Origin of the sequence: Kosakonia sp. LAM2021 (assembly GCF_016620385.1) — a bacterium.
Taxonomy (GTDB): Bacteria; Pseudomonadota; Gammaproteobacteria; order Enterobacterales; family Enterobacteriaceae; genus Kosakonia; species Kosakonia sacchari.
Genome location: NZ_JAENHT010000003.1, coordinates 229440 through 246096, shown reverse-complemented (window position 1 = coordinate 246096; position 16657 = coordinate 229440). Strand labels below are relative to the sequence as shown.

Annotated in this window: 17 protein-coding genes; 11 read left to right on the top strand and 6 right to left on the bottom strand. The window is 55.9% G+C overall.

Going from position 1 to position 16657, the window contains the following annotated elements; genetic code table 11:
• Positions 1–2: 2 nt before the first annotated feature.
• From JKP81_RS09940 to JKP81_RS09925, 4 genes are all read right to left on the bottom strand, one after another.
• Positions 3–746, bottom strand: a complete 744-nt coding sequence (locus JKP81_RS09940) for a type 2 GTP cyclohydrolase I (RefSeq protein ID WP_200551720.1) — start codon at positions 744–746, stop codon at positions 3–5.
• 10 nt (positions 747–756) lie between these two features.
• Positions 757–2169 (bottom strand): deoxyribodipyrimidine photo-lyase, encoded by a 1413-nt coding sequence (phrB, locus tag JKP81_RS09935; protein WP_200551603.1) that lies wholly within the window; start codon positions 2167–2169, stop codon positions 757–759.
• Positions 2166–2552 (bottom strand): DUF1722 domain-containing protein, encoded by a 387-nt coding sequence (locus JKP81_RS23755; RefSeq protein WP_370568875.1) that lies wholly within the window; start codon positions 2550–2552, stop codon positions 2166–2168. The genes phrB and JKP81_RS23755 overlap by 4 nt, the downstream gene beginning before the upstream one ends.
• Before the next feature lie 101 nt (positions 2553–2653).
• The gene (locus tag JKP81_RS09925; RefSeq protein WP_200551602.1) at positions 2654–2860 is read right to left on the bottom strand and encodes a YbfA family protein; all 207 of its coding nucleotides are present in this window, start codon (positions 2858–2860) and stop codon (positions 2654–2656) included.
• A gap of 416 nt (positions 2861–3276) precedes the next feature.
• Between JKP81_RS09925 and kdpF the strand changes: the two genes are divergently transcribed.
• Genes kdpF through JKP81_RS09890 form a run of 7 tightly spaced genes read left to right on the top strand, consistent with a single transcriptional unit; the run spans position 3277 to position 11527 of the window.
• The gene (gene kdpF / locus JKP81_RS09920) at positions 3277–3366 is read left to right on the top strand and encodes a K(+)-transporting ATPase subunit F (protein ID WP_020457044.1); all 90 of its coding nucleotides are present in this window, start codon (positions 3277–3279) and stop codon (positions 3364–3366) included.
• Positions 3366–5042: a potassium-transporting ATPase subunit KdpA gene (kdpA, locus tag JKP81_RS09915; RefSeq protein WP_200551601.1), complete on the top strand. Its 1677-nt coding sequence runs from the start codon at positions 3366–3368 to the stop codon at positions 5040–5042. The genes kdpF and kdpA overlap by 1 nt, the downstream gene beginning before the upstream one ends.
• 20 nt (positions 5043–5062) lie before the next feature.
• Positions 5063–7111: a potassium-transporting ATPase subunit KdpB gene (kdpB, locus tag JKP81_RS09910; protein WP_200551600.1), complete on the top strand. Its 2049-nt coding sequence runs from the start codon at positions 5063–5065 to the stop codon at positions 7109–7111.
• A 13-nt stretch (positions 7112–7124) separates the two neighbouring features.
• On the top strand, positions 7125–7700 hold the full coding sequence (kdpC, locus tag JKP81_RS09905) for a potassium-transporting ATPase subunit KdpC (protein WP_200551599.1): 576 nt from the start codon (positions 7125–7127) through the stop codon (positions 7698–7700).
• A 3-nt stretch (positions 7701–7703) separates the two neighbouring features.
• Complete coding sequence (gene kdpD, locus JKP81_RS09900) at positions 7704–10391, top strand: two-component system sensor histidine kinase KdpD (protein WP_200551598.1); 2688 nt, start codon at positions 7704–7706, stop codon at positions 10389–10391.
• Positions 10388–11065 carry a two-component system response regulator KdpE gene (kdpE, locus tag JKP81_RS09895; protein ID WP_045509019.1) on the top strand — a complete coding sequence of 226 codons (678 nt, stop codon included), beginning with the start codon at positions 10388–10390 and terminating at the stop codon, positions 11063–11065. The genes kdpD and kdpE overlap by 4 nt, the downstream gene beginning before the upstream one ends.
• Positions 11066–11098: 33 nt before the next feature.
• Positions 11099–11527, top strand: coding sequence for an EamA family transporter (locus JKP81_RS09890; protein WP_017455922.1), 429 nt, complete (start codon positions 11099–11101; stop codon positions 11525–11527).
• Between the two features lie 51 nt (positions 11528–11578).
• Here JKP81_RS09890 and pgm read toward each other — a convergent pair whose 3' ends face one another.
• Positions 11579–13219 (bottom strand): phosphoglucomutase (alpha-D-glucose-1,6-bisphosphate-dependent), encoded by a 1641-nt coding sequence (gene pgm, locus JKP81_RS09885; protein WP_200551597.1) that lies wholly within the window; start codon positions 13217–13219, stop codon positions 11579–11581.
• Positions 13220–13243: 24 nt separating this feature from the next.
• Complete coding sequence (seqA, locus tag JKP81_RS09880; RefSeq protein WP_200551596.1) at positions 13244–13798, bottom strand: replication initiation negative regulator SeqA; 555 nt, start codon at positions 13796–13798, stop codon at positions 13244–13246.
• Between the two features lie 182 nt (positions 13799–13980).
• On the opposite strand from seqA, the gene ybfF reads away from it, so the two are divergent.
• The 4 genes from ybfF (at position 13981) to fur (ending at position 16601) form a co-directional block, all read left to right on the top strand.
• The gene (gene ybfF, locus JKP81_RS09875; protein WP_200551595.1) at positions 13981–14754 is read left to right on the top strand and encodes an esterase; all 774 of its coding nucleotides are present in this window, start codon (positions 13981–13983) and stop codon (positions 14752–14754) included.
• Positions 14755–14886: 132 nt separating this feature from the next.
• Positions 14887–15168: a LexA regulated protein gene (gene ybfE, locus JKP81_RS09870; protein WP_017455918.1), complete on the top strand. Its 282-nt coding sequence runs from the start codon at positions 14887–14889 to the stop codon at positions 15166–15168.
• A gap of 163 nt (positions 15169–15331) precedes the next feature.
• Positions 15332–15862 carry a flavodoxin FldA gene (gene fldA, locus JKP81_RS09865; RefSeq protein ID WP_170956365.1) on the top strand — a complete coding sequence of 177 codons (531 nt, stop codon included), beginning with the start codon at positions 15332–15334 and terminating at the stop codon, positions 15860–15862.
• Positions 15863–16154: 292 nt separating this feature from the next.
• A complete protein-coding gene (gene fur / locus JKP81_RS09860) occupies positions 16155–16601 on the top strand; it encodes a ferric iron uptake transcriptional regulator (RefSeq protein WP_007373881.1) in 447 nt (148 codons plus the stop codon).
• The last annotated feature ends 56 nt before the right edge of the window (positions 16602–16657 follow it).

Here is a 16657-nt window from a genome sequence, read left to right as displayed (position 1 = left end):
CCTTACGCCGGGTTCGGAATATCGATAAACGTGACGTCAAGATCGCTATTTTCATTCAGCCAGTCGCTGAGCGCGCGAATGCCACCGCGCTCGGTGGCGTGGTGGCCCGCAGCGTAGAAATGCAGCCCCTGTTCACGGGCGGAATGAATAGTCTGTTCGGAAACTTCGCCGGTGATAAACGCATCAACGCCGAAGCGGGCCGCTTTGTCAATAAAACCCTGCCCGCCGCCGGTACACCAGGCAACGCGGGTGATTTTTTCCGGCCCGGTATCGCCACACCACAGCGGCTTGCGACCAAGACGCGCCTCAATCCACGACGCCAGTTCCCCTCCCGGAACCGGCATGGAGAGTTCGCCCCACGGCAGCAATTCTTCAATTTCACCCATCACGTTAATGCCGAGCAACGCCGCCAGTTGGGCGTTATTGCCAAGCTGTGGGTGCGCGTCGAGCGGCAGGTGCCAGCCGTACAGGTTGATGTCGTTCGCCAGTAACGTTTTCAGGCGGTTACGCTTCATCCCGCGAATGATCGGCGCTTCGTTTTTCCAGAAATAACCGTGATGCACAATCACCGCGTCCGCCTGCTGGCGTACAGCTTCGTCCAGCAATGCCTGGCTTGCGGTCACGCCGGTGATAATTTTCTGTACCGTTTCCCGCCCTTCAACCTGTAGCCCGTTCGGGCCGTAATCACTGAACGCCGCACTGTTAAGTTTTTCGTTAATCAGTTTTTCCAGCTCGGTATTTTTCATCATCACTCCTTTACGCTTTACGGGCGGCTTCATAGGCCGCCAGCGTGGCGGTTCGCGCCTGTTTATGGTCAACAATCGGGCGTGGATAATCGAGTTTCACCCCGTGTTTATCCGCCCAGTCCCAGGGTTGATGCACCGATTTTTCCGGCACCTTTTTCAGTTCAGGTAACCAGTGGCGAATAAACGCGCCGTCAGCATCAAAGCGTTCGCCCTGCGTGGTCGGGTTAAAAATACGAAAATAGGGAGCCGCATCGGTGCCCGTCGAGGCCGCCCACTGCCAGCCGCCATTGTTCGCCGCGAAATCGCCATCGATCAACTGCGACATAAAATAACGCTCCCCATGACGCCAGTCGATAAGTAAGTCCTTGACCAGAAAGCTCGCGGTTATCATCCGTAAGCGGTTGTGCATCCAGCCGGTGGCGTTCAACTGGCGCATCGCCGCATCAACAATCGGGTAGCCGGTATTGCCGCGTTGCCAGGCTTGCAGATGCCCGGCGTTTTCCTGCCACTGCACCTTATCAGTCCAGGCTATAAAAGGGCGATGCTTACAGAGTGCCGGATGATAGGTCATCAGATGGCGATAAAATTCGCGCCAAATCAGCTCATTTAGCCACACGGCTCCCGGCCCGCCGTCGAGCGCCCGCGGTTGTTCAGCCAGCAGACGATGCAGGCACTGGCGCGGCGATAACGCGCCAATCGCCAGATACGCCGACAAGCGGCTGGTGCCTTCGATCGCCGGGAAATCGCGCTGCTGCTCATACGCTGCCGCCTGCTGCTGGCAAAACTGACGCAGCCGCGCGAGAGCGCTTTTCTCATCGGCAGGGAACAGGTTTTCGTCAAAATTCTGCTGCGTGTAATCAAGCGTAATCGGTTCTGGCGCGACGTCGACACCTTCACGCGGGTGCGGCGCGGCAACACACTGGGGCAGATCTTCTTTTAACCGGCGCAGAAAGGCGTTTTTAAAAGGCGTAAAGACTTTATACATCTCATGATTGCCGGTCATCACGCTGCCAGGTGCCAGCATCACGCTATCGTCAAAGCCCTGGCAGGCGACATTCGGCAGCGCTTTTTCGACCGCGACGTCACGCTGTCGCTCGTTAAATTCGTATTGATAGTTGTAAAAGAGATGGCTGACTTGCTCGCTTTCACAGACATCCACCACCGTTTGCACGCTGTCGGTAAAATCCGCCGCTTCCCGGTAAATCAATGGAATGCCCTTTTCCGCCAGCGCCTGCTGCAGGGCGTTGAGATGCGCATTGAGATAGGCTGCCTGGCGTGGCGCCATATTATGTTGCCGCCACTGTGTCGGCGTGGCGATAAACAGGGCTTTTACCTGCGCGTTATCGCTGCGACAGGCAGCAGCAAGCGCAAGATTGTCATGCACGCGCAAATCCGCGCGAAACCAGACCAGATGGGTGGTCATACCGCTCCTAATATCCGTAACGTAAGCACCGCGCCTCTGGCCGGGGGCAAAATGCGTTTCCCGGCCAGGGACGCGTCGGGAAATTCAACCATATAGTGTTTGAGTAAGGTCTTGGGTGCAAGCCGTGGTTGGGTTCGCTGGCGGTAACGCTCAATCAGCGTGGCGAGTGCTGGCTGCTGGTGGGCATAAAGCGTTTGATAAAAACCAGGCATCAACGCCCGGGTGGGATTGCGCCGCGTGGCTTGCGCCAGGCGGGTCGGAACAAATGTCTGTCGGGGAGAAAGCGATTTTGCCGCGAGGGTAAGCTCCGTATGGACGCCGTAAAAACAGACAGCTTTCCCGGACAAACAGGCACGAATGTCAGCAGGAATTTGCTCGCGCATCACGGCTCCTTTTTCTACCCGCAGTAAGTGCAGTCAAAGGCCGCAGGTAAAAAAAAGCCACCGCAAGGGCGGTGGCGATGAGGTTTGCTGTGTGTCGTCGATCAATAAAAATCGCAGGCTACTTTCTCTGCCTGCTCCATCCACACCGGTTTATCGCTGGTTTTTGCCCAGACGCGATGCAGATAGCTGTAAAAACGTGCGCGGTCTTTCCAGAACAACATTACCGGCAACGCCAGCACACCCGCCAGAACGGCGAAAGCACGTCGCATCAACACAATATGAGCCGGAAACGTTTTGTATGTGTCCATAATTCTCTCCCCTTTGTCAGGCCGGTAAGCAGCACCGGAAAATAATGAGCCACCACTGAAAGCCACTAACGTAAAAACCAGGGCGGCACTGAAATCTGGTTAAAATAGTACCGTTTTGTTTGTAATTTTACTACTCATCCGACCACTATTTTTTGTCAATTTTGGCTTTATTTACATTGAGCCGGTAAATAAGTTACAAAACGGTTAAAATAATACTAACCACCAGTTAAATTGTGGATTTTTGGTTGAGCATGGTAACCCCAGTTGAAGGGGCTACGCATATCAACATCACTCCACCTGCGCACTCCGCGCGATTTTTATATTTTTTTTACACCTCGCCCGCCGATTTTTGCGAAATCTTTGCGTCGAAAATTCTACTTTTTCTGCACATCGTTAAATCACCCCGGAGGTGGATTGTGAGTGCAGGCGTAGTCATCGGCATCGTGCTGGTTTTCCTGTTATTGGGCTATCTGGTTTATGCCCTGATCAACGCGGAGGCTTTCTGATGGCCGCTCAGGCGTTTCTTCTGATTGCCAGCTTCTTGCTGGTATTGTTTATCCTCGCGCGCCCGCTCGGTTCGCTGCTGGCGAAAATGATCGCCGGGCAGCCGCTTCCCGGCGTGAGCGGTGTGGAAAATCTCCTCTGGCGCGGGCTCGGTATTGATACCCGTGAAATGAACTGGCGCCACTATTTGTTGGCGATTTTGTGGCTGAATATCTTCGGCCTGCTGCTGCTGTTTGCGATGCTGATGCTGCAAGGCGTTCTGCCGCTCAACCCACAAAACCTGCCGGGGCTCTCCTGGCACCTGGCGCTGAACACCGCCGTCAGCTTTATCTCTAACACCAACTGGCAGTCGTATTCCGGGGAGAGCACCCTGAGCTATTTCAGCCAGATGGCTGGGCTGACGGTACAAAACTTCTTATCCGCCGCGACGGGTATTGCTGTGGTTTTTGCGCTGATCCGCGCTTTTTCACGCCGCAGTATGGAGACGCTCGGTAACGCCTGGGTCGATATCACGCGCATTACCCTGTGGCTGTTGCTGCCTATCGCACTGCTGATTGCGCTGTTTTTTATTCAGCAAGGCGTGCTGCAAAACTTTTCAGCATACCAGGCTTATACCTCACTGGAAGGTGTGCAACATCTGATGCCGATGGGGCCGGTAGCATCACAAGAAGCGATAAAAATGCTCGGCACCAACGGCGGTGGCTTCTTTAACGCTAACTCGTCGCATCCATTTGAAAACCCTACTGCTTTAACCAATTTTGTGCAGATGCTGGCGATCTTCCTGATCCCAGCGGCGCTGTGCTTCGCCTTTGGCGATGCGGTTGGCGATCGCCGTCAGGGACACATGTTGCTGTGGGCTATGTCGATTATTTTCGTCATCTGCGCCGGGATTGTGATGTGGGCGGAATTACAGGGTAACCCGCACTTCCTGACGCTTGGCGGCGATAGCGCCATCAATATGGAAGGGAAAGAGAGCCGCTTTGGCATTCTGGCCAGCAGCTTGTACGCCGTGGTCACCACCGCAGCTTCTTGCGGCGCGGTCAACGCCATGCACGACTCGTTTACCGCGCTTGGCGGCATGATCCCGATGTGGCTGATGCAGATTGGCGAAGTGGTGTTCGGCGGCGTGGGTTCAGGTCTGTACGGCATGCTGCTGTTTGTGCTGCTGGCTGTGTTTATCGCCGGGCTGATGATTGGCCGCACGCCTGAATTCCTCGGCAAGAAAATTGACGTGCGTGAAATGAAAATGACCGCGCTGGCGATCCTTGTCACCCCGGCTCTGGTGCTGATTGGCACCGCGCTGGCAATGATGACCGACGCAGGTCGTAGCGGCATGTTCAACCCCGGCATTCACGGCTTTAGTGAAGTGCTGTACGCCGTCTCATCCGCCGCCAATAACAACGGCAGCGCCTTTGCGGGCTTAAGCGCCAATACGCCGTTCTGGAACTGTTTGCTGGCGTTTTGCATGTTCTTTGGCCGCTTTGGTGTGATTGTGCCGGTGATGGCGATTGCCGGTTCACTGGTGGCGAAGAAAATTCAACCGACCAGCTCCGGCACCCTACCAACGCATGGCGCGCTGTTTATCGGCCTGCTGATCGGCACCGTGTTACTGGTCGGCGCTTTAACCTTTATTCCAGCCCTGGCGCTCGGCCCGGTGGCGGAATACCTGCAATTTTAAGAGTGGCGGAGACGCGTTATATGAGTCGTAAACAACTGGCGCTTTTCGAACCGAATCTTGTTCGCCAGGCGCTGATGGATTCCGTGACCAAGTTAAGCCCGCATGTGCAGTGGCGTAACCCGGTAATGTTTATTGTCTGGATTGGCAGCGTGTTAACTACCCTGCTGGCGCTGGCAATGGCGACCGGCCATCTCGACGGCAGTGCGTGGTTCACCGGCGCGATCAGCGTGTGGCTGTGGGTGACGGTTCTGTTCGCCAACTTCGCCGAAGCGCTGGCCGAAGGCCGCAGTAAAGCACAGGCCAACAGCCTGAAAGGGGTGAAAAAGACCGCGTTTGCCCGCAAACTTCGCGCCCCGCAGCATGACGCGCAAATCGACCACATTCCGGCGGAAGATCTGCGCAAAGGCGACATCGTGCTGGTGGAAGCAGGCGACATTATCCCCTGCGATGGCGAAGTGATCGAAGGTGGTGCTTCGGTAGATGAGAGCGCGATTACCGGGGAGTCCGCACCGGTGATTCGTGAGTCCGGCGGCGATTTCGCCTCGGTTACCGGCGGTACACGCATTCTCTCTGACTGGCTGGTGATCCAGTGCAGCGTTAACCCCGGCGAAACCTTCCTTGATCGCATGATCGCGATGGTGGAAGGCGCGCAGCGGCGTAAAACGCCGAACGAAATCGCGCTGACCATCTTGCTGGTGGCACTAACAATAGTGTTCCTGCTGGCAACGGCAACGTTGTGGCCCTTCTCCGTGTATGGCGGCACGCCGGTGAGTGTCACCGTGCTGGTTGCCCTGCTGGTGTGTCTGATCCCGACGACTATCGGTGGGCTGCTTTCCGCGATTGGTGTCGCGGGGATGAGCCGCATGCTGGGGGCAAACGTCATTGCAACCAGCGGTCGCGCGGTAGAAGCGGCGGGCGATGTCGATGTGTTATTGCTGGATAAAACCGGCACCATCACGCTGGGTAACCGCCAGGCATCAGACTTCCTGCCCGCCCAGGGCGTGGATGAAAAAACGCTGGCCGATGCCGCACAGCTCTCATCCCTGGCCGATGAAACGCCGGAAGGCCGCAGCATTGTTATCCTGGCAAAACAGCGCTTTAACCTGCGTGAGCGCGACATGCAGAGCCTGCAAGCGACCTTTGTGCCGTTCACCGCGCAAACCCGGATGAGCGGAATTAACGTGCAGGACCGGATGATCCGCAAAGGTTCCGTCGATGCCATTCGCCGCCATATCGAAGCGAATAGCGGTCAGTTCCCGGCAGATGTCGAAGCACTGGTCGAACGCGTGGCGCGCCAGGGAGCAACGCCGCTGGTGGTTGCCGAAGGGGCAAAAGTGCTTGGCGTGATCGCGCTGAAAGATATCGTCAAAGGTGGCATCAAAGAGCGTTTTGCCGAGCTTCGCAAAATGGGTATTAAAACGGTGATGATCACCGGCGATAACCGCCTGACCGCCGCGGCGATTGCCGCCGAAGCGGGTGTCGACGATTTTCTGGCCGAAGCGACACCGGAAGCCAAGCTGGCGCTGATCCGCCAGTATCAGGCGGAAGGTAGACTGGTAGCGATGACCGGCGATGGCACCAACGACGCCCCCGCGCTGGCGCAGGCGGATGTGGCGGTCGCGATGAACTCCGGTACGCAGGCGGCGAAAGAAGCGGGCAACATGGTGGATTTGGACTCCAACCCCACCAAGCTGATTGAAGTGGTGCATATCGGCAAACAGATGCTGATGACGCGCGGCTCGCTGACCACCTTCAGTATCGCTAACGATGTGGCAAAGTACTTCGCCATTATCCCGGCGGCGTTTGCGGCGACCTATCCGCAACTGAATATGCTCAACGTGATGCACCTGCACTCCCCGGCGTCGGCGATTTTGAGCGCCGTTATTTTTAACGCGCTGGTGATTGTGTTTCTAATCCCACTGGCATTGAAAGGGGTGAGCTACAAACCGCTGACCGCCTCTGCCATGCTGCGTCGCAACCTGTGGATCTACGGGCTGGGCGGTTTGATCGTGCCGTTTATTGGCATCAAAGCGATCGACCTTATTCTCACGTTATTCGGCCTGGTGTAAGAGGAAGATAAAAATGGCTTTATTACGTCCGGCATTTCTGCTTTTGATACTCTTTACCCTGATTACCGGCGGGCTGTATCCGCTGCTTACCACCGCGCTGGGGCAATGGTGGTTTCACGATCAGGCCAACGGCTCACTTATTCGTGAAGGCGACAATGTGCGTGGCTCACGCCTGTTAGGCCAGGACTTTACCCAGCCGGGATATTTTCATGGCCGCCCTTCCGCCACGGCGGACGCGCCTTATAATCCTATGGCATCCGGCGGCAGTAACCTGGCGGGTAGCAACCCGGAGCTGGATAAAGAAGTGGCGCAGCGCGTCGCGCAACTGCGGGCTGATAATCCGCAAGCGGATACGCATGTACCGGTAGAGCTTATTACCACTTCGGCCAGCGGCCTTGATGGGCAGTTATCTCCGCAGGCCGCAGAATGGCAGATCCCTCGGGTGGCGCAGGCGCGCAACCTGCCGGTGCAGGAGGTGACGAAACTGGTGGCCAAGCATACCTCAACGCCGCTGGTGAATTTTATCGGCCAACCGGTAGTGAATGTGGTGGAACTTAATCTGGCGCTGGATGCGCTCAAGGACAAATAAAGCATGACTGATGAGCCTTTGCGCCCCAATCCCGACCGCCTGCTGGAGCATGCTGCCACCGCGCACCGGGGAAAGCTGAAAGTCTTTTTTGGCGCCTGCGCCGGGGTGGGGAAAACCTTTGCGATGCTGCAGGAAGCACAGCGGCTGCGGGCGCAAGGACTGGATATTCTGATTGGCGTCGTGGAAACCCACGGCCGAAAAGAGACCGCCGCGTTGCTGGAGGGGCTGGCAACGCAGCCCGCCCGGCGTATCCATCATCGCGGACGCTTAATTCAGGAGTTTGATCTGGACGCCGCCCTTGCGCGGCGTCCGGCGCTTATTTTGATGGACGAGCTGGCGCACAGTAACGCACCCGGCTCGCGTCACCCGAAACGCTGGCAGGATGTTGAAGAGCTGCTGGAGGCGGGAATTGATGTTTTTACCACCGTCAACGTTCAGCACCTTGAAAGCCTGAACGATGTGGTCAGCGGCGTGACCGGCATTCAGGTGCGCGAAACGGTGCCGGATCCTTTCTTTGACAGCGCCGATGAAGTGGTGCTGGTGGATTTACCGCCGGATGATCTGCGCCAGCGTCTGCACGAAGGCAAAGTCTATATTGGTGGTCAGGCGGAACGCGCGATTGAGCACTTCTTCCGTAAAGGCAACCTGATTGCCTTGCGCGAACTGGCGCTGCGCCGCACAGCCGATCGTGTGGATGACCAAATGCGCGCCTGGCGTGACCGCCAGGGCGAAGAAAAAGTCTGGCACACGCGCGATGCTATTTTGCTTTGCGTCGGCCACGGTGCAGGCAATGAGAAGCTGATCCGCACTGCCGCACGCCTGGCAGCAAAACTCGGCAGCGCCTGGCATGCGGTGTATGTCGAAACCCCAACGTTGCATAAGCTACCGGAACCTCAGCGACGGGCGATTTTAAGTTCGCTGCGTCTGGCGCAGGAGCTGGGCGCAGAAACCGCCACCCTTTCCGATCCGGCGGAAGACCGCGCCATTTTGCGTTACGCGCGCGAACATAATCTCGGCAAAATTCTGATTGGCAGACGCAACAAACGCCACTGGTGGAGCCGGGAATCCTTTGCCGACAAACTCGCCAGGCGCGCGCCGGATCTCGATCTGGTGATTATCGCGCTGGAAGATGCGCCAACTCCCCTACCCGCCCGCGCCGGGGATGTGCGACCGTTTATGGATCGCTTTCGCGTGCAGCTTAAAGGCTGCGTTGTCGCGCTTGCGCTTTGCGCCGCCATTACATTAATTGCCATGCAGTGGCTGACGGCGTTTGATGCCGCCAACCTGGTGATGATCTATCTGCTTGGCGTGGTGCTGGTGGCGCTGTTTTTTGGCCGCTGGCCCTCCGCGTTCGCCACGGTGATTAACGTTGTCAGCTTCGATCTCTTTTTCATTGCCCCGCGCGGCACGCTGGCGGTTTCCGATGTGCAGTACCTGCTGACGTTTGGCGTAATGCTGACGGTAGGCCTGGTGATTGGCAACCTGACGGCCGGGGTTCGTTACCAGGCGCGCGTGGCGCGCTACCGGGAGCAGCGCACCCGCCATCTGTATGAGATGTCAAAAGCGCTGGCGGTTGGGCGAAGCAATCAGGATATCGCCGCGACCAGCGAAACCTTTATCCACTCCACTTTTAATGCACGCAGCAAACTACTGCTGCCGGACAGCCACGGCCAGTTAGCGGCCGTGACACAGACGCACGGCATGACGCCGTGGGATGACGCCATCGCCCGCTGGAGTTTTGACAAAGGCCAGCCGGCAGGCGCGGGCACCGATACGCTGCCCGGCGTGCCGTATCAAATTTTGCCGCTAAAAAGCGATCAAAAAACCCATGGCTTGTTGATTGTTGAACCGGCGAATCTTCGTCAGTTAATGATCCCGGAGCAGCAGCGCCTGCTGGAAACTTTCACCCTGCTGGTCGCCAGCGCGCTGGAGCGCCAGGCATTAGCCACCAGCGAGGAGCAGGCGCGGCTTGCCAGCGAGCGCGAAAGCATCCGCAACTCGTTGCTGGCGGCACTGTCTCACGATCTACGCACGCCGCTGACCGTGCTGTTTGGTCAGGCGGAGATCCTCACACTGGATCTGGCGAGCGAAGGTTCAGCACATGCGCCACAAGCCAACGAAATCCGCCAGCATGTGCTGAATACCACGCGGCTAGTGAACAATTTGCTGGATATGGCGCGCATCCAGTCTGGCGGCTTTAACCTGAAAAAAGAGTGGCTGACGCTCGAAGAGGTGATTGGCAGCGCGTTGCGAACGCTGGAGCCAGGGCTTGGCGGCCAGCATATTGCGCTCGACCTGCCCGACCCGCTGATGCTGGTGCATGTAGACGGCCCGCTGTTTGAGCGCGTGCTGATTAATCTGCTGGAAAATGCGGTGAAATATGCCGGACATCGTGCCGAAATCGGCATTACCGCGCACAGCACACCGGATCAGTTAACGCTGGATGTGTGGGATAACGGGCCGGGGATCCCCGCAGGCCAGGAAGCGGCGATTTTCGATAAATTCGCCCGCGGTACTAAAGAGTCAGCCATTCCCGGCGTTGGGCTGGGGCTGGCGATTTGCCAGGCGATTGTCGAGGTGCATGGCGGCACCATCGCCGCCCGTAACCGCCCACAAGGCGGCGCGCTATTTTGTGTTACACTTCCACGGGAAACACCGCCGCAACTGGATGAATTACCTGAGGATCTGTGATCAACGTTCTGATTGTTGAAGATGAACAAGCTATCCGCCGTTTTCTGCGTACCGCGCTAGAAGCCGAGGGGCTGCGCGTCCATGAAGCAGAAACATTACAGCGTGGGTTAATTGAAGCCGCCACCCGCAAACCGGACCTGGTGATCCTCGATTTGGGGCTGCCGGACGGTGACGGGCTCGACTTTATCCGTGACCTGCGCCAGTGGAGCAAGATGCCAGTGATTGTGCTCTCTGCGCGTACAGAAGAGAGCGACAAAATCGCCGCGCTGGATGCGGGTGCCGACGATTATCTCAGCAAGCCGTTTGGCATTGGCGAATTGCAGGCACGCCTGCGCGTCGCACTGCGCCGCCATGCCGCAGCTACCCCCGATGAGCCGGTGGTCACGTTTTCGGATATCCGTGTCGATCTGGCTAACCGCCGGATTCAGCGCGGAGAGGAAGAGCTTCATCTCACGCCGATTGAGTTTCGCCTGCTGGCGGTGCTGCTCAATAACCACGGGAAAGTCCTGACGCAGCGCCAGCTGCTTAGCCAGGTGTGGGGCCCGAATGCTGTGGAACACAGCCATTACCTGCGTATTTATATGGGGCATCTGCGGCAAAAGCTGGAGGTCGATCCGGCGCGCCCTCGCCATTTACTGACGGAAACAGGTATCGGCTACCGGTTTATGCTCTGACGGCGTATCCTTCTGATTTTTGGGAGGAGATTCATGAGTGCCTGGTTAATTTATGCCTTGTTGTCGGCGCTGACCGCTGCGCTGGTCGCCATTTTCGGCAAAATCGGTTTACAACATCTTGATGCCAATACCGCTACCGCCATCCGCGCGGTGGTGATGGCAATTTTTCTGGTTGGCGTGGTGGTGGTTCAGGGCAAGCTGTCGCTGATTTCGACGGTTTTCGCCGATAAAAAAGCGCTACTGTTTGTGGTGCTAAGCGGCGTGGCCGGTGCGCTGTCGTGGCTGTTCTACTTTATGGCGATCAAAACCGGGAATGTGTCGCGCGTGGCGCCGATTGATAAGCTCAGCGTGGTGTTTGCAGTGATTCTGGCGGTAGTGCTGTTTGGCGAGAAGGTTTCTCTGATTTCTGGCGCGGGTGTCGCGCTGATCACTGCCGGTGCGCTGATGGTGGCGCTGGGGTAATCGCTAACAGGCAGTAAAAAGGCTCCCGAGGGAGCCTTTTCTTTTCAGCGCTTAGGCGTTTTTCAGCACTTCGCTGACAATTTCTACCGCTTCTTTTTCGATCTGCTTACGGTGTTCAGCACCGAGGAAGCTTTCACAGTAGATTTTGTAGGCGTCTTCGGTACCTGACGGACGCGCGGCGAACCAGCCATTGTCGGTCATCACTTTCAGCCCGCCAATCGATGCGCCGTTGCCCGGTGCAGCGGTAAGACGCGCGGTGATCGGATCACCAGCGAGCGTGCTGGCGCTAACCATTTCCGGGGAAAGTTTAGACAGTGCCGCTTTCTGTGCGGAAGAAGCAGAAGCCTGCAAACGGTTGTAGCTCGGCGCGCCGAAACGCTCTGCCAGCTCATCGTAGTGCTGCTGCGGGTTTTTCCCGGTGACGGCGGTGATTTCCGCAGCCAGCAGGCACATGATGATGCCGTCTTTATCCGTTGACCATGGTGTGCCGTCGAAACGCAGGAAAGAAGCGCCCGCGCTCTCTTCGCCGCCGAAGCCGAAGCTGCCATCGTGCAGCCCATCGACAAACCATTTAAAGCCGACCGGCACTTCCACCAGCTTACGGCCCAGGTCATTCACCACGCGGTCGATCATCGCAGACGAAACCAGCGTTTTACCAACGGCAACCTCTTTGCCCCACTGCGGACGGTGCTGGAACAGGTAATTGATCGCCACTGCCAGGTAGTGGTTCGGGTTCATCAGGCCAGCCGGAGTGACAATGCCGTGACGGTCGTAGTCCGGATCGTTGGCGAAGGCCAGATCGAACTTGTCACGCAGCGCCAGCAAGCCCGCCATAGCGCACTCGGAGGAGCAATCCATACGGATAACGCCATCTTTATCGAGATGCATAAAGCGGAACGTCTGATCGACCTGATCGTTAACAATGGTCAAATCCAGCTTGTAGTGCTCAGCAATGCGTTTCCAGTACTCAATACCGGAGCCACCCAGCGGGTCAACACCCAGTTTCAGACCCGCTTTCTGGATAGCCGCCATATCGACGATATCCGCCAGCCCTTCAATAAACGGCTGTACCAGATCTTTTTCCGTCACATGACCGGACGCCAGCGCGGCATCCAGCGTAATGCGTTTTACGCCTTTCAGGCCGTCTGCCAGCAGTGCGTTAGCGCGATCTTCAACCACTTTGGTGACGTTGGTGTCCGCCGGGCCGCCGTTCGGCGGGTTGTATTTGATCCCACCATCTTCCGGTGGGTTATGCGACGGCGTAATAACGATACCGTCCGCCTGCGCGCCGCCGTTTTTGTTGTGAACCAGGATAGCGTTTGAGATGGCAGGCGTCGGCGTGAAGCCATTATTTTCCTGAACAATAATGTCCACACCGTTGGCTGCCAGCACTTCCAGCACAGAGATAAACGCCGGCTCAGACAGCGCGTGAGTATCTTTACCCACATAGCACGGGCCGGTAATACCGTTTTTCGCACGCTCTTCGGCGATAGCCTGAGCGATGGCGAGGATATGTTGCTCGTTGAAGCTGTGGCGACCTGCGCTGCCACGGTGGCCGGATGTTCCGAACTTCACCGCATGTTCTGAATTTCCGACTTCCGGTTTCAGCACGTAATACTGCGCAGTAAGCTGAGCGACGTTGATCAAATCGCTCTGTTGTGCAGGTTGCCCCGCACGCGGATGGTTAGCCATTGCCTGGTCCTTTCAATGCAAGGATTAAATTGTGCCGCAAACTTTTTCAATCAATTCCGCGGGGAACTGCATTGATTGCATGATGTGCTCGATCATGCTGCATTTACGACCCGTATTGGTGTTGGTGATGACCCAGTAAGGGGTGTTCGGCACCTGTTTCGGCTTGGTTTGATTGCCGTTTTGCAAAAGCGTTTGCTCGTTCGCGGCAAAGTATACGCGGGTGCGCCCATGCAGAGACTCGGTGGATTCCGTAAACCCTTTTTCATCCAGTAAGTAGAGTGTAGACAGCACCAGCAGGAAACGATTCACCGCCTTTTTCTGCTCGGCGTATTCATCAGACAGAAGCAACTCGCGAACGGCACGGACTTTGTCTTTGGCGGTGTTTGTCGGTTTAACCCCTTCAACGGTGCTGACAGTACGCGTCTCTTTTACCGGCGCGAGGGAAGCGGCAGGCTGTGAGTGAGGAACGGCGGAAAATTTTAACATACGCCGTAAAATGTCGGATGCGCTCTCGCCAATGTGCTTCGTGTGGCTGGCAATATAACTGTAGAGCTCATCATCAACTTCGATCGTTTTCATCTTAATCCAGTGCGATATCTTATCTGAATACAAGTGTTGGGATTATAAAGTGAAATCTCAACAGCGGATAGCGTCAAACCAGGATGGCGGCAAAAGTAAGAGTAATTCTTAACCTTGCGGCCGGGCGGCAGAATGTTCAACATAATAACCTAACCCGAATCAGTGAAAAAAAGAACTTTGCCATGAAATTGAATACGCGCGCGCAAACTGCGCAACATCCGCACAACAATTCTCCGATTGTCCTTGTTCACGGCCTTTTTGGTAGTCTCGATAACCTTGGCGTGCTCGCCCGTGAGCTGGTTCAGGATCACGAAGTGCTGCAAGTGGATATGCGTAACCACGGTCTTTCAGAACGCGCCTCAGAAATGAACTACCCGGCAATGGCGCAGGATCTGCTGGATACGCTGGACGCTCATCAGCTCGACAAAGCGACCTTTATTGGCCACTCCATGGGCGGTAAAGCCGTGATGGCATTAACAGCGCTCGCGCCGGAGCGTATTGATCAACTGGTGGCGATTGATATTGCGCCTGTGGATTACCAGGTGCGCCGCCATGACGAAATTTTTGCCGCCATCAACGCGGTCAGTGATGCAGAAGCATCCACTCGTCAGCAAGCTGCAGCCCTGATGCGCGAACATATAAATGAAGAAGGTGTCATTCAGTTCCTACTGAAATCCTTTGTCGACGGCGCGTGGCGTTTCAACGTGCCGGTGTTATGGGAGCAATACCCGCATATTGTCGGCTGGGAAACGGTTCCGGCATGGAACAAACCGGCCCTGTTTGTTCGCGGTGGAAACTCTCCTTACGTCACTGAAGCCTACCGTGACGCGCTGCTGGCACAGTTCCCACAAGCGCGTGCGTATGTGATTGCCGGAGCCGGCCATTGGGTTCATGCCGAGAAACCCGACGCGGTTTTGCGCGCTATCCGTCGTTATCTCGCTGAAAAGACGAATTGATTAAAAAGGCGGCGACTGGTCGTTTCAACGCGCCCGGTCGTTGGCGTGTCCGTTGTGCTGATGTATGATGGCGCGCTATTCAGCCCGGGCGCGCCGCCCGATTGCTTGTTTTTCCCGTAGTATGCTTAGACCATGGCTAAAGAACAAACGGACCGTACGACACTAGATCTGTTCGCGAATGAGCGTCGCCCGGGACGGCCGAAGACAAACCCGCTCTCGCGCGATGAACAGTTGCGCATCAACAAACGCAATCAGCTAAAACGCGATAAGGTTCGTGGGCTTAAGCGTGTCGAATTAAAACTCAACGTGGAAGCCGTCGATGCGTTAAACGAGCTGGCAGAAGCGCGTGATATGAGCCGCAGCGAGCTTATCGAAGAGATGCTGCTGGCGCAGTTGAAGGCATTGCGCGGCTAGCGAATCCTCCGAAACATCATCGAAATAACACTTTCATGTGTCATACAGTGCAGTCCGACGCGATAGCAGTTTCCGCGTGCTTCCCTGTTCTGCTATGATTGCCCTTATCTGTGGGCGTAGCGCCACCACCATACTCATTAAGTTTCAAGAGGTTATTTTACTCATGGCAATTACAGGCATTTTCTTCGGCAGCGACACCGGCAACACCGAAAACATCGCGAAAATGATTCAGAGTCAGCTTGGTAAAGACGTTGCCGACGTACATGACATTGCCAAGAGCAGCAAAGAAGATATCGAAGGGTATGACATTCTGTTGCTCGGCATTCCTACCTGGTACTATGGTGAAGCGCAGTGCGACTGGGATGACTTTTTCCCGACGCTGGAAGAGATCGACTTTAATGGCAAATTAGTTGCGCTGTTCGGCTGTGGCGACCAGGAAGATTACGCGGAATATTTCTGCGATGCGCTGGGCACCATTCGCGATATCATCGAACCGCGCGGCGCGACCATCGTTGGCCACTGGCCGACTGCGGGCTATCATTTTGAAGCCTCTAAAGGTCTCGCGGACGACGACCACTTCGTTGGCCTGGCGATTGATGAAGACCGTCAACCCGAGATGACATCAGAACGCGTACAAAAATGGGTAAAACAGGTTCGCGAAGAGCTGCACCTGGACGATATCATTAACGCCTGATTTTTTTACGGCGTAATCTGTGGGTTACGCCGTATTGATAGATAAAAGCAATGGAAATAATTGCTACAAATTTTTAACTTTTTTCTCCATCGCTGTACAATGAGCCCTGCTAAACTGGGTGCCGTCGTAAAGGACTTTGCTGGCGACACCACGTTTTATAAGCTTACTTTACTTGAGGGCTTGCAGTTTTCATCCAGCCATGGCAGTTCTATAATGAGACGCATTACCCCAGGTGCATTCCTTATAACTTCCGCTAAGGAAGTGAATCGTATAGCAACAGGACAGATTCCGCATGACTGACAACAATACCGCATTAAAGAAGGCCGGCCTGAAAGTCACGCTTCCTCGGTTAAAAATCCTTGAAGTGCTTCAGGAACCGGATAACCATCATGTCAGTGCGGAAGATTTATACAAACGACTGATCGACATGGGCGAAGAGATCGGGCTGGCAACGGTTTACCGTGTACTGAACCAGTTTGACGACGCCGGGATTGTGACCCGTCATAACTTCGAAGGCGGCAAGTCCGTTTTTGAACTGACTCAGCAACATCACCACGATCACCTGATCTGCCTCGATTGCGGCAAGGTGATTGAATTCAGTGATGACTCCATTGAAGCGCGTCAGCGTGAAATCGCCGCGAAACACGGCATTCGCCTGACTAACCACAGTCTTTACCTTTACGGCCACTGCGCCGAAGGTGACTGCCGCGAAGATGAACACGCGCACGACGCGAAATAACAGCTTTTGAAGCCTAAAGAGCCAGCCTGACGGTTGGCTTTTTTTTGCCTGCAATT